The organism is Streptomyces sp. NBC_00442 (genome assembly GCF_036014195.1).
In the GTDB taxonomy this organism is placed as follows: Bacteria; Actinomycetota; Actinomycetes; order Streptomycetales; family Streptomycetaceae; genus Streptomyces.
This window is the reverse complement of the sequence record NZ_CP107918.1, coordinates 3,102,175-3,115,509: the sequence shown is the minus strand read 5'-3', so window position 1 is coordinate 3,115,509 and position 13,335 is coordinate 3,102,175. Positions and strand designations below refer to the sequence as shown.

Sequence of the window (13,335 nt, the reverse complement as noted above, 5' to 3'; positions counted from 1 at the left end):
TCCGCATCAACCACTTCTCATGAACGACACCTCGTCGTCTCGTTTTTCGTGCGCTTTTGCGAAATGAGGAATCCGCGTTCGAGGACGCACCCCGATTGGCGTCGGGGCCCAGGATTCCGCTAATGTCTCACTCGTCGGAACGGCCCAACAGCCGGGAAGACAAGCCGACTTGGCCCCGGGAGACCGGGAATCGGGCCCGAAAGGATCTGATAGAGTCGGAGCCGCCGGAAAGGGAAACCCGAGAGGGAGAACCTGAAAGGCACCGAGGGAATCGGACACGAAAGCGTCTGGTAGAGTCGGAAACACGAAATACCGAAGGGAAGCGCCCGGAGGAAAGCCCGAGAGGGTGAGTACAAAGGAAGCGTCCGTTCCTTGAGAACTCAACAGCGTGCCAAAAGTCAACGCCAGATTGACAACCCCGTCTCCATTTCGGTGGAGCGAGGTTCCTTTGAAAAGTCCTGTCGGTCCTTGTGGCCGGCAGGCGATTACACAGCGAGGACGCTGTGGACGGGCCGCCTTATTCCGGTGGTTCCGTCCCGCTCTTACGTGATGTGTGCACCCGATTACGGGTAAACATTCATGGAGAGTTTGATCCTGGCTCAGGACGAACGCTGGCGGCGTGCTTAACACATGCAAGTCGAACGATGAAGCCCTTCGGGGTGGATTAGTGGCGAACGGGTGAGTAACACGTGGGCAATCTGCCCTTCACTCTGGGACAAGCCCTGGAAACGGGGTCTAATACCGGATAACACTCCTCAAAGCATTTTGAGGGGTTAAAAGCTCCGGCGGTGAAGGATGAGCCCGCGGCCTATCAGCTTGTTGGTGGGGTAATGGCCTACCAAGGCGACGACGGGTAGCCGGCCTGAGAGGGCGACCGGCCACACTGGGACTGAGACACGGCCCAGACTCCTACGGGAGGCAGCAGTGGGGAATATTGCACAATGGGCGAAAGCCTGATGCAGCGACGCCGCGTGAGGGATGACGGCCTTCGGGTTGTAAACCTCTTTCAGCAGGGAAGAAGCGAAAGTGACGGTACCTGCAGAAGAAGCGCCGGCTAACTACGTGCCAGCAGCCGCGGTAATACGTAGGGCGCAAGCGTTGTCCGGAATTATTGGGCGTAAAGAGCTCGTAGGCGGCTTGTCACGTCGGATGTGAAAGCCCGGGGCTTAACCCCGGGTCTGCATTCGATACGGGCTAGCTAGAGTGTGGTAGGGGAGATCGGAATTCCTGGTGTAGCGGTGAAATGCGCAGATATCAGGAGGAACACCGGTGGCGAAGGCGGATCTCTGGGCCATTACTGACGCTGAGGAGCGAAAGCGTGGGGAGCGAACAGGATTAGATACCCTGGTAGTCCACGCCGTAAACGTTGGGAACTAGGTGTTGGCGACATTCCACGTCGTCGGTGCCGCAGCTAACGCATTAAGTTCCCCGCCTGGGGAGTACGGCCGCAAGGCTAAAACTCAAAGGAATTGACGGGGGCCCGCACAAGCAGCGGAGCATGTGGCTTAATTCGACGCAACGCGAAGAACCTTACCAAGGCTTGACATATACCGGAAAGCATCAGAGATGGTGCCCCCCTTGTGGTCGGTATACAGGTGGTGCATGGCTGTCGTCAGCTCGTGTCGTGAGATGTTGGGTTAAGTCCCGCAACGAGCGCAACCCTTGTTCTGTGTTGCCAGCATGCCCTTCGGGGTGATGGGGACTCACAGGAGACTGCCGGGGTCAACTCGGAGGAAGGTGGGGACGACGTCAAGTCATCATGCCCCTTATGTCTTGGGCTGCACACGTGCTACAATGGCCGGTACAAAGAGCTGCGATGCCGCGAGGCGGAGCGAATCTCAAAAAGCCGGTCTCAGTTCGGATTGGGGTCTGCAACTCGACCCCATGAAGTCGGAGTTGCTAGTAATCGCAGATCAGCATTGCTGCGGTGAATACGTTCCCGGGCCTTGTACACACCGCCCGTCACGTCACGAAAGTCGGTAACACCCGAAGCCGGTGGCCCAACCCCTTGTGGGAGGGAGCTGTCGAAGGTGGGACTGGCGATTGGGACGAAGTCGTAACAAGGTAGCCGTACCGGAAGGTGCGGCTGGATCACCTCCTTTCTAAGGAGCACAGCACCGTCTGCAGACAAATGTTCTGCACGGTCAGCTCATGGGTGGAACGTTGACTATTCGGCACAGTTCAGTTGGATGAGTTTTGCGAGTACTGCTTCGGCGTGGAAAGCGGACACATCGACTGGCTGGGCCGGGCACGCTGTTGGGTATCTGAAGGTACGGCCGTCATGGTTGTGTCTTCGGTCGCCGGCCCCAGTGAACTCCACTGAATGGTGGGGGTGATGGGTGGTTGGTCGTTGTTTGAGAACTGCACAGTGGACGCGAGCATCTGTGGCCAAGTTTTTAAGGGCGCACGGTGGATGCCTTGGCACCAGGAACCGATGAAGGACGTGGGAGGCCACGATAGTCCCCGGGGAGCCGTCAACCAGGCTTTGATCCGGGGGTTTCCGAATGGGGAAACCCGGCAGTCGTCATGGGCTGTCACCCATACCTGAACACATAGGGTATGTGGAGGGAACGAGGGGAAGTGAAACATCTCAGTACCCTCAGGAAGAGAAAACAACCGTGATTCCGGGAGTAGTGGCGAGCGAAACCGGATGAGGCCAAACCGTATGCGTGTGATACCCGGCAGGGGTTGCGCATGCGGGGTTGTGGGATCTCTCTTTCACAGTCTGCCGGCTGTGAGGCGAGTCAGAAACCGTTGGTGTAGGCGAAGGACATGCGAAAGGTCCGGCGTAGAGGGTAAGACCCCCGTAGCTGAAACATCAACGGCTCGTTTGAGAGACACCCAAGTAGCACGGGGCCCGAGAAATCCCGTGTGAATCTGGCGGGACCACCCGCTAAGCCTAAATATTCCCTGGTGACCGATAGCGGATAGTACCGTGAGGGAATGGTGAAAAGTACCGCGGGAGCGGAGTGAAATAGTACCTGAAACCGTGTGCCTACAAGCCGTGGGAGCGTCGCTGTATGTGCTTGCACATACAGTCGTGACTGCGTGCCTTTTGAAGAATGAGCCTGCGAGTTAGCGGTGTGTAGCGAGGTTAACCCGTGTGGGGAAGCCGTAGCGAAAGCGAGTCCGAACAGGGCGATTGAGTTGCACGCTCTAGACCCGAAGCGGAGTGATCTAGCCATGGGCAGGTTGAAGCGGCTGTAAGAGGTCGTGGAGGACCGAACCCACCAGGGTTGAAAACCTGGGGGATGACCTGTGGTTAGGGGTGAAAGGCCAATCAAACTCCGTGATAGCTGGTTCTCCCCGAAATGCATTTAGGTGCAGCGTCGTGTGTTTCTTGCCGGAGGTAGAGCACTGGATAGGCGATGGGCCCTACCGGGTTACTGACCTTAGCCAAACTCCGAATGCCGGTAAGTGAGAGCACGGCAGTGAGACTGTGGGGGATAAGCTCCATGGTCGAGAGGGAAACAGCCCAGAGCATCGACTAAGGCCCCTAAGCGTACGCTAAGTGGGAAAGGATGTGGAGTCGCAGAGACAACCAGGAGGTTGGCTTAGAAGCAGCCACCCTTGAAAGAGTGCGTAATAGCTCACTGGTCAAGTGATTCCGCGCCGACAATGTAGCGGGGCTCAAGCGTACCGCCGAAGTCGTGTCATTCCAGCACATACCCCCAACGGGGGCTGGGATGGGTAGGGGAGCGTCGTGTGCCGGGTGAAGCTGCAGCGGAAGCTAGTGGTGGACGGTTCACGAGTGAGAATGCAGGCATGAGTAGCGATACACACGTGAGAAACGTGTGCGCCGATTGACTAAGGGTTCCTGGGTCAAGCTGATCTGCCCAGGGTAAGTCGGGACCTAAGGCGAGGCCGACAGGCGTAGTCGATGGACAACCGGTTGATATTCCGGTACCCGCTTTGAAACGCCCAATATCGAGCCCATTAATGCTAAGGCCGTGAAGCCGCCCTGATCTCTTCGGAGTTGAGGGGAGTGGTGGAGCCGCTGACCCAAGGTGGTAGTAGGTAAGCGATGGGGTGACGCAGGAAGGTAGTCCAACCCGGGCGGTGGTTGTCCCGGGGTAAGGGTGTAGGCCGTGCGGTAGGCAAATCCGTCGCACATTAAGGCTGAGACCTGATGCCGAGCCGATTGTGGTGAAGTGGATGATCCTATGCTGTCGAGAAAAGCCTCTAGCGAGTTTCATGGCGGCCCGTACCCTAAACCGACTCAGGTGGTCAGGTAGAGAATACCGAGGCGTTCGGGTGAACTATGGTTAAGGAACTCGGCAAAATGCCCCCGTAACTTCGGGAGAAGGGGGGCCATCACCGGTGATGAGATTTACTCTCTGAGCTGGGGGTGGCCGCAGAGACCAGCGAGAAGCGACTGTTTACTAAAAACACAGGTCCGTGCGAAGCCGTAAGGCGATGTATACGGACTGACGCCTGCCCGGTGCTGGAACGTTAAGGGGACCGGTTAGTGACCTTTCGGGGTTGCGAAGCTGAGAACTTAAGCGCCAGTAAACGGCGGTGGTAACTATAACCATCCTAAGGTAGCGAAATTCCTTGTCGGGTAAGTTCCGACCTGCACGAATGGCGTAACGACTTCTCGACTGTCTCAACCATAGGCCCGGTGAAATTGCACTACGAGTAAAGATGCTCGTTTCGCGCAGCAGGACGGAAAGACCCCGGGACCTTTACTACAGTTTGATATTGGTGTTCGGTTCGGCTTGTGTAGGATAGGTGGGAGACTTTGAAGCGGCCACGCCAGTGGTTGTGGAGTCGTCGTTGAAATACCACTCTGGTCGTGCTGGATGTCTAACCTCGGTCCGTGATCCGGATCAGGGACAGTGTCTGATGGGTAGTTTAACTGGGGCGGTTGCCTCCTAAAGAGTAACGGAGGCGCCCAAAGGTTCCCTCAGCCTGGTTGGCAATCAGGTGTTGAGTGTAAGTGCACAAGGGAGCTTGACTGTGAGACCGACGGGTCGAGCAGGGACGAAAGTCGGGACTAGTGATCCGGCGGTGGCTTGTGGAAGCGCCGTCGCTCAACGGATAAAAGGTACCCCGGGGATAACAGGCTGATCTTCCCCAAGAGTCCATATCGACGGGATGGTTTGGCACCTCGATGTCGGCTCGTCGCATCCTGGGGCTGGAGTCGGTCCCAAGGGTTGGGCTGTTCGCCCATTAAAGCGGTACGCGAGCTGGGTTTAGAACGTCGTGAGACAGTTCGGTCCCTATCCGCTGCGCGCGCAGGAACATTGAGAAGGGCTGTCCCTAGTACGAGAGGACCGGGACGGACGAACCTCTGGTGTGCCAGTTGTCCTGCCAAGGGCATGGCTGGTTGGCTACGTTCGGAAAGGATAACCGCTGAAAGCATCTAAGCGGGAAGCCTGCTTCGAGATGAGTGTTCCCACCTCCTTGAGAGGGTAAGGCTCCCAGTAGACGACTGGGTTGATAGGCCAGATGTGGAAGCCCGGTAACGGGTGGAGCTGACTGGTACTAATAGGCCGAGGGCTTGTCCTCAGTTGCTCGCGTCCACTGTGTTTGTTCTGAAGCAATGAACTCCCGCATGCCTCTTTGGGTGTGTGCTGGTCGAGTTCAACTTCATAGTGTTTCGGTGGTCATAGCGTTAGGGAAACGCCCGGTTACATTCCGAACCCGGAAGCTAAGCCTTTCAGCGCCGATGGTACTGCAGGGGGGACCCTGTGGGAGAGTAGGACGCCGCCGAACAAATTTTGGGAAAAGCCCCGCACCGGACCTTCAGGGTCGTGGTGCGGGGCTTTTCTGCGTTTAAGGTCGAGTCATGCGCTACGACCTCATCATCTTCGACAACGACGGCGTGCTCGTCGACAGCGAGCCCATCTCGAACACCATCCTCTCCGGGTATCTCACGGAGCTCGGCCATGCCACCTCGTACGAGGATTCCCTCCGCGACTACATGGGGGCCGCTGTCCACCGCGTCCACGACCTCATCGAGGAGCGGACCGGACAGAGGCTGCCGGCGGATTTCGACGAGACGCTGCACGCCAGGATCTTCGCCGCTTTCGAGCGGGAATTGCAGCCCGTCGCGGGCGTCACGGACGTCCTCGGGAAGCTCGTGGCGGACGGGGTGCCGTACTGCGTGGCGTCGTCCGGGACCCATGAGCGGATCAGGGTGGGGCACCTCAGGACCGGGCTCGACGAGTGGTTCGAGGACGAGTGGGTGTTCTCCTCGGAGGACGTCGGGCGGGGCAAGCCGGCGCCGGACCTGTTCCTGCACGCGGCCGAGCGGATGGGTGTCGCGCCCGAGCGGTGCGTCGTCGTCGAGGACAGCCGGCTCGGGGTGGAGGCGGCGCGGGCCGCGGGGATGGACGTGTACGGGTTCACGGCGATGACACCGGCCGAGCGGCTCGCCGGCGCCACCGGCTCCTTCGGCGACATGGGAGAGCTGCTCGAATTGCTCAGGTGATCCATCTACCCAGCGGTAGGTGACGGCCCTAGGCTGTGCGGCCATGACAGACGCACGCCTGCGGCACGGCAGGGCCTCCCTGGCGGTGAGCTTCTTCGCCCAAGGGATGGCCTTCGCTCTCCTGGTGACCCGAATACCGGCGATCCAGGACCAGTACGGGATATCGGACGGGCTGCTGCCCGTCTTCCTCGCGGCCGTGCCGATCCTCGCGGGGGCCGGCAGCGTCTGCACCGAGCAGCTGATCAAGCGGGTCCGGCCGAGCGTGGTGCTGCGGTTCGCCCAGCCCGCCGTTCTCCTGGCGCTGCTCGGCGCCGGTGCGGGCGGGCAGATGTGGCAGGCCGCGCTGTCGCTCGGCGCGTTCGGGCTTTCGGTGGGGGCGCTCGACGCGTCCATGAACATGCTGGGGGTCAGTCTCCAGCGGACGTACGGGCGCAGCATCATGCTCGGGTTCCACGCCTCGTACAGTCTCGGCGGGATCGGGGGCGCCTCGCTCGCGTGGGTGGGGGCGCACTGGCATCAGTCGCTGCTCGTCTCGTACCTGCCCGTCGTGGCGGTGCTGCTGCCGGTGTGCCTGGTGGCGAGCCGGTGGTACGTGGACGGGGAGCCGGCCGGCGAGGTGGCGCCGGGCGCCGCGGCCGTGGCCGGGGGCAAGCCCGTCGTCTTCCGGCTGTTGCTGCCGCTGTGCCTGGTGATGAGCTTCGCGTACATCGGGGACTCGACCGTCTCCAACTGGAGCGCGAAGTACCTCCAGGACACGCTGGGCAGCTCGGAGCAGCTCTCCACGGTTCCGTACAACGTCTACATGGTCACCACCCTGCTCGGACGGGCCGCGGGGGACTTCGGGGTGCGACGGTTCGGGGCGGCGGCCGTCGTGCGGTTCGGGACGGTGCTCGCGGCGGCCGGCTTCGGTGTGGTCGCGGTGGCGCCGGGACCCTGGGTGGGGATGGCCGGATTCACGCTTCTCGGGTTCGGGCTCTGTGTGATCGTGCCGCAGACGTTCGCCGCGGCGGGGCGGCTGTTCCCTGACAGCAGCGACGCGGCGGTCGCCCGGCTCAACATCTTCAACTACGTGGGGTTCCTCGTCGGCTCGCCGCTCGTGGGTGCGCTCGGTGACGCGTGGAGCTACCGCGGGGCCATGCTGGTGCCGATGGTCCTGGTGCTGCTGACGCTCGTGTACGCCCGCTCGTTCGGCTCCGCGGGCGCCCGATACGGTGGCGGGCATGAGCGGCCGCGCACTGTTGATGTGGGATGAAGCTGTCACGCGCTACGACTTCGGGTCGAGCCATCCGATGGACCCGGTACGGCTCGCGCTGACCATGGGTCTGGTGCGGGCGTACGGGCTCGAGCAGCGGGTCGATGTCGTCGCCGCGCCGGCGGCGGGGGACTCCACGCTCCGACTGGTGCACCGGCAGGATTACATCGACGCCGTGCGGGCGGCCTCCGCCGACCCCGCGGCGGCCGACGCCTCGTACGGGCTCGGGACGGTGGACGATCCCGCGTTCGCCGGGATGCACGAGGCGTCCGCGCTCATCGCCGGGCAGTCGGTCGCGGCGGCCGAGGCGGTGTGGGCGGGGGAGGCCTCGCACGCCGTCAACTTCACGGGCGGCCTTCACCACGCGATGCCGGGCGGCGCGGCCGGGTTCTGCGTCTACAACGATGCCGCGCTCGCGATCGCGCGGCTCCTTGAGCTGGGAGTGGAGCGGGTCGCGTACGTGGACGTCGACGTGCACCACGGCGACGGGGTGCAGGCGGCGTTCTGGGAGGACCCCCGCGTCCTGACGATCTCGCTGCACGAGCATCCCCGGCTGCTCTTTCCCGGGACGGGGTGGCCCGAGGAGACCGGGGCGGACGGTCCCGGTGAGGGGTCCGCGGTCAATCTCGCGTTGCCGGCCGGGACGGGGGACGAGGGATGGTTGCGGGCGTTCCACGCGGTGGTGCCGGAGCTCATCGCCGATTTCCGGCCACAGGTGCTCGTCACTCAGCACGGGGCCGATACGCACTTCGAGGACCCGCTGGCTCACCTGGCCGTTTCGCTCGATGCGCAGCGGGAGGTCCAGGCGGCGTGCCACTCGCTGGCGCACGAGTACGTCGAGGGGGCGAAGTGGGTCGCGCTCGGGGGTGGGGGGTATGCGGTGGTCGATGTGGTGCCGCGGTCCTGGACGCATCTGGTGGGGATCGCCGGGCATGCGCCCATCGATCCCGAGTCGGTGATTCCCTCGTCCTGGCGGGACGAAGTGTTCGCGCGCACCCGGCAGTTGGGGCCGGGGCGGATGACGGATGGGCGGGTGGTGTCGTGGCGGTCGTGGGATGCGGGGTACGACCCCGCTGATCGGCTCGACCAGGCGGTGCTCGCGGCTCGGCGGGCGGCGTTTCCCCTCCGGGGGTTGCTGGCGTAGGGGGTTCCCCCTGCCCCGCTGTCCGTGCGGCGACTCTGAAGGGTGCGGCTCCCTGGGGCTCCGCCCCAGACCCCGTATCGCGCCTTGAGGGCGCTCGTCCTCAATCTCCCCCAAGGCCTCAAGGGCCAGGGGGACCCCCATGACGGGCTGAGGATGCCCATGCCGCCCGGCACCGAGTAGCTAAGGGGGCGCGGGGAACTGCGCGAGACGCGGGCACGGTCCGCACACGAAAGCGGATTTCAGGGGCGCGGGGAACTGCGCGACCAGCCACGCACGGCCCGTACACGACAACCGGCCGTTCAAGGGGCGCGGGGAACTGCGCGAGCGAGCCTCCACGGTCCGCAGCCGGAGGTGAACCGGGGCGTAGGGCCGCGGGGTGGCGGGTTGGGGGCGTTACGCCAACTGTGGGGTACCGGCGGGAAATTGGGGCGGGGCGGGGTGGTCTGCGGGAGCATCGTCGGGTGTTGAGCATCGGGGCGCTGCGGGCGCATCTTCTGGCGGCCAGGCTGGCCGGGCCGGTGGCCACCTCGCGGGAGGCGAGCCTGAGGAGTTACCGGCTCTTCGCGGCCCGGGATCCACGGGTCCTGCTCGGGCTCGACCCCCAACGGGGCTGGGGCGAGCGCGATCTGCTGCGGCTCATGGCGGACAAGTGCGGGGTCAGCGACGACCCGGCCCATGTGAGCGGGCCCGACGTCATCGACCCCGAGCGAACCCTCGCCGGGCTCGACGCCTTCGCGGCGCGGCTCGGGGACGTGGCCTCGCGGCGCGGCGCTGTGCTGCTCGGGACCGGGCACCCGCACCGGCTGCTGGGGTTCTACGCCGCCCTTGCGGACGCTTTGTCGGCGGCGGGATGTCCTGTCCTCACCCCCGCGCAGGGTAGCTCTGTCGACATAACGACCCGGTTCGGCGTACGCACGTACAACCTTGACTACGTACGAGGAGTCGCGTTGGTGCGGGAACCGGGCGCACGGGTCGCCGGGAGCGAGACCGGCGCGCACACCCATTCACCCCTCCCGGTTCGGCTGGCCCTGGGGGTCTCCGCGGGGTGCTCGGGGAGGGTTCCCGATCTTGTGATCGGGGACCACGGATGGGTCTGCGGAGCAGGTCAGCTGGGCATTGAGGCGGTCGGGCTCGCCGACACCGACGACCCCGCGCTGTTCGTCGGCGAGGCCGAGGGGCGGGTGGCCGTGGCCGTTCCGCTTGATGACGCCGTGCGGTCCGATTACTACCGGCCGCTTACTCGCTATGTACTCAATCGAGCGTGTCTGTCACAGTAGGCGGCCGATCGGGGCTCCTCTTCCCCACTCGCACCACCCGCCCCTAGTCTGGGGAGTGAGCGCACAGCGACGTTGAGTCACCGGAGGGGAAGCCGGTGCGCGTTCGGTGCGGAAGGTACAGGTGGGTCATGACTGCTGGGAGTGACAGGCCTCTCAACGAGGTCAAGTTCCTGACCGTGGCGGAAGTAGCCTCGGTGATGCGAGTGTCGAAGATGACCGTGTACCGCTTGGTGCACAGCGGTCATCTGCCGGCGATCAGGGTGGGCAGGTCCTTCCGGGTCCCGGAGCAAGCAGTTCACGAGTATCTCCGCGAGTCCTTTGTGGGGGTGGAGACGGCCTGAGTGGAGCCGCGCGCTCCCCTCGGATTACGTCCCTCACTCGGCGGCAGGTAGGCTAGGCCGACGTAGGTCGTGTGGGCCCAGACGCCCCGCACCAAGTGAGAAGAAGTGAGCGAGGGTAGTCGTGGGCTCTGTTATCAAGAAGCGGCGCAAGCGGATGGCCAAGAAGAAGCACCGCAAGCTGCTTAAGCGCACGCGCGTTCAGCGTCGCAACAAGAAGTAAGCGAACGCAGTTCGTGAGATCACAGCCCTCCCGCCGCATTGCCGGCGGGAGGGCTGTGGCGTACCCGGACCGGCTCCCGCGGGTGAGCGGACGCGGTTTCTCGGCCACGAGCGCGTCCGTGACCGCCGCCGCGCTCCCTCCAGCCGCTACGGTTGCGGGCACAGGGCGTCCGGGCACAGGGCTGAGGGGCGTACCGAAGGCCGAAGGAAGGCGCTGATCTTGGGGAAGGTCGTGCTCGTCACTGGAGTGGCCCGGCAGCTGGGGGGCCGTCTCGTGCGGCGCATCCAGCGCGATCCCGAGGTCGACCGGGTGGTCGGGGTCGATGTGGTCAGGCCGGGGCACCGTCTGGGTGGCGCGGATTTCGTCCAGGCGGACATCCGTCAGCCGGCGATCGCGAAGGTGCTCGCCGAGTACGGCGTGGACACCGTGGTGCACATGGATGTGACCGGCACGCCGCTCGGTTCGGGCGGCGGGCGCACCACGGTCAAGGAGACCAACGTCATCGGCACGATGCAGCTGCTCGGCGCCTGCCAGAAGTCGCCGACGGTCAGGCGGCTCGTCGTGAAGTCGAGTACGAGCGTGTACGGGTCGGCGCCGCGCGACCCCGCGGTGTTCACCGAGACGACGCCGGCCAAGTCTCTGCCGAGCGGCGGCTTCGCCAAGGACGCCGTCGAGGTCGAGGGATATGTGCGCGGCTTCGCCCGGCGCCGTCCCGACGTCGCGGTGTGCGTGCTCCGCTTCGCCAACATCCTGGGGCCGAGCGCCGATTCGCCGCTCGCCGAATACTTCTCGCTGCCGGTGCTTCCGACGGTGCTCGGCTACGACCCGCGGCTCCAGTTCGTCCACGAGGACGATGTGATCGACGTGTTGCGGATCGCCTCGGGCGAGGCCCGGCGCGGGACGCTCAACAGCGGGACGTTCAATGTCGCGGGCGAGGGCGTGCTGCTCCTGTCGCAGTGTTCGCGGCGGCTCGGCCGGCCCACGGTGCCGGTGCTCCTTCCGGCGGTGCGCTGGGTCGGGACCGCGCTGAGGACGGTGGGGGTGACCGACTTCTCGCCGGAGCAGATTCGTTTGCTCACGCACGGCAGGGTGGTCAGCACCACCGAGATGCGCGAGACACTGGGCTACGAACCCAAGTACACGACCGTCGAGACGTTCGCGGACTTCGCCCGCAGCCGAGGGCCCGGCCTGCTGCCGCCGGACTCGCTGGCCAGGGCGGTGGACCGCGTGGCCGACCGGATGGCCGACCGCATGGCCGACCGGATGATGGACCCCACGGCTGGGCCGGCGTTCGCGCCGTCTTCCGGCGGCTCCGTCACCGGGGTCACCACCCCTTCGAACGCGGAATGAGGAGCGCACCAACGATGGCGGACGCCAAGGTCATCCCGTTCGACGACGACCGCTCGCGCCAGGGCGGGCAGCGGCCCGGCCGCAGGCGCCCCGCAGCGGGCCGCCGCACGGCCGAACCGGGCACCCAGCCGGTCCCGGGCCCCACGGCCCCGGTGAGCTCCCTGCCGGGCCAGCAAGGGGCCACGGAGCACCCTTCCGGAGGGAAGGACGCCGCATCCGACGCACCGAACCGTACGGGGACGCCGTCCGACGGGCGGGTCCGCGAGGCGACGCCGTCCGGCGCGGACGCCGGTACGGCCGCGCGTGCGGCCGCGCGCGCCGAGCAAGGCGAGCGGGGTGCACAGGGCGAGCGGGGCGAGCGGAGCGGTGCGGGCTGGGAGCAGCGGATCGCGGGCGGTCTGTCGTTCCTGCGGCGTCGGATCACCGGCGAGTACGACATCGACGAGTTCGGCTACGACGAGGAACTCACCGACCAGGTCCTGATGTCGATCCTGCGGCCGTTCTACGAGAAGTACTTCCGGGTGGAGGTGAAGGGCGTCGAGAACATCCCCGCCGAGGGCGGGGCCCTCGTCGTCGCCAACCACTCCGGGACGCTGCCGCTCGACGGCCTGATGATGCAGGTGGCCGTGCACGACCACCACCCCGCCGGGCGCCATCTGCGGCTGCTCGCCGCCGACCTGGTGTTCATGCTGCCGGTCGTCAACGAGCTGGCCCGCAAGGCCGGCCACACGCTCGCGTGCTCCGAGGACGCGCAGGCGCTGCTGGAGCGGGGCGAGGTCGTCGGGGTGATGCCCGAGGGGTTCAAGGGCATCGGGAAGCCCTTCGGCGAGCGGTACAAGCTCCAGCGCTTCGGGCGGGGCGGGTTCGTGTCGACCGCGCTCAAGGCCGGCACGCCCATCGTGCCGTGCTCGATCGTGGGGGCCGAGGAGATCTACCCGATGATCGGGAACTCCAAGACCCTTGCCCGGCTCCTCGGCATCCCGTACTTCCCGCTCACGCCGACGTTCCCCTGGCTCGGGCCCGCGGGACTCGTGCCGCTGCCGACGAAGTGGACCATCCAGTTCGGCGAGCCCATCGCGACGGACGGGTATCCGCCGGAGGCCGCCGAGGACCCGATGCTGATGTTCAACCTCACCGACCAGGTGCGGGAACAGATCCAGCACACGCTGTACAAGCTGCTCGTGCAGCGGCGGTCCGTGTTCTTCTGAGTCCGTTCTTCTCCGGGTTCGTTCCTCTCCGGGTCTTCTGAGGGGTTTCCGAGGGGTTTCCGAGCGCGTGAAGGGAGGGGCCGGTCGCTCCGGCCCCTCCCTTCACG

8 protein-coding genes and 3 rRNA genes are annotated in these 13,335 nt (G+C 64.9%); all 11 read left to right on the top strand.

Features of this window, described 5'->3' with window-relative positions; genetic code table 11:
• Window positions 1-576 precede the first annotated feature (576 nt).
• Window positions 577-2,102: ribosomal RNA gene (locus OG432_RS14025) — 16S ribosomal RNA — on the top strand.
• 284 nt (window positions 2,103-2,386) lie between these two features.
• A 23S ribosomal RNA gene (locus OG432_RS14020) occupies window positions 2,387-5,511 on the top strand.
• Between the two features lie 90 nt (window positions 5,512-5,601).
• Window positions 5,602-5,718 (top strand): 5S ribosomal RNA (gene rrf, locus OG432_RS14015).
• Together the 16S, 23S and 5S rRNA genes form the textbook arrangement of a ribosomal RNA operon.
• A 73-nt stretch (window positions 5,719-5,791) precedes the next feature.
• Window positions 5,792-6,436 carry an HAD family hydrolase gene (locus OG432_RS14010; protein ID WP_328311270.1) on the top strand — a complete coding sequence of 215 codons (645 nt, stop codon included), beginning with the start codon at window positions 5,792-5,794 and terminating at the stop codon, window positions 6,434-6,436.
• Between the two features lie 43 nt (window positions 6,437-6,479).
• A complete protein-coding gene (locus tag OG432_RS14005) occupies window positions 6,480-7,688 on the top strand; it encodes an MFS transporter (RefSeq protein WP_328311269.1) in 1,209 nt (402 codons plus the stop codon).
• A complete protein-coding gene (locus OG432_RS14000; RefSeq protein WP_328311268.1) occupies window positions 7,657-8,832 on the top strand; it encodes an acetoin utilization protein AcuC in 1,176 nt (391 codons plus the stop codon). The genes OG432_RS14005 and OG432_RS14000 overlap by 32 nt, the downstream gene beginning before the upstream one ends.
• Window positions 8,833-9,293: 461 nt before the next feature.
• Window positions 9,294-10,109: a phosphatase gene (locus OG432_RS13995; protein ID WP_328311267.1), complete on the top strand. Its 816-nt coding sequence runs from the start codon at window positions 9,294-9,296 to the stop codon at window positions 10,107-10,109.
• Between the two features lie 128 nt (window positions 10,110-10,237).
• Window positions 10,238-10,450 carry a helix-turn-helix domain-containing protein gene (locus OG432_RS13990; RefSeq protein WP_162952545.1) on the top strand — a complete coding sequence of 71 codons (213 nt, stop codon included), beginning with the start codon at window positions 10,238-10,240 and terminating at the stop codon, window positions 10,448-10,450.
• A gap of 121 nt (window positions 10,451-10,571) precedes the next feature.
• A complete protein-coding gene (locus OG432_RS13985) occupies window positions 10,572-10,670 on the top strand; it encodes a 30S ribosomal protein bS22 (RefSeq protein ID WP_003948845.1) in 99 nt (32 codons plus the stop codon).
• 219 nt (window positions 10,671-10,889) lie between these two features.
• Window positions 10,890-12,020 carry an NAD-dependent epimerase/dehydratase family protein gene (locus OG432_RS13980; protein WP_328311266.1) on the top strand — a complete coding sequence of 377 codons (1,131 nt, stop codon included), beginning with the start codon at window positions 10,890-10,892 and terminating at the stop codon, window positions 12,018-12,020.
• Window positions 12,021-12,034: 14 nt separating this feature from the next.
• The gene (locus tag OG432_RS13975) at window positions 12,035-13,228 is read left to right on the top strand and encodes a lysophospholipid acyltransferase family protein (protein ID WP_328311265.1); all 1,194 of its coding nucleotides are present in this window, start codon (window positions 12,035-12,037) and stop codon (window positions 13,226-13,228) included.
• Window positions 13,229-13,335 lie beyond the last annotated feature (107 nt).

Coding starts and splice junctions, on each gene's coding strand:
- OG432_RS14005 (WP_328311269.1), top strand. CDS start 6,480: ATGACAGACGCACGCCTGCGGCACGGCAGGGCCTCCCTGGCGGTGAGC.
- OG432_RS14000 (WP_328311268.1), top strand. CDS start 7,657: ATGAGCGGCCGCGCACTGTTGATGTGGGATGAAGCTGTCACGCGCTAC.
- OG432_RS13990 (WP_162952545.1), top strand. CDS start 10,238: ATGACTGCTGGGAGTGACAGGCCTCTCAACGAGGTCAAGTTCCTGACC.
- OG432_RS14010 (WP_328311270.1), top strand. CDS start 5,792: ATGCGCTACGACCTCATCATCTTCGACAACGACGGCGTGCTCGTCGAC.
- OG432_RS13975 (WP_328311265.1), top strand. CDS start 12,035: ATGGCGGACGCCAAGGTCATCCCGTTCGACGACGACCGCTCGCGCCAG.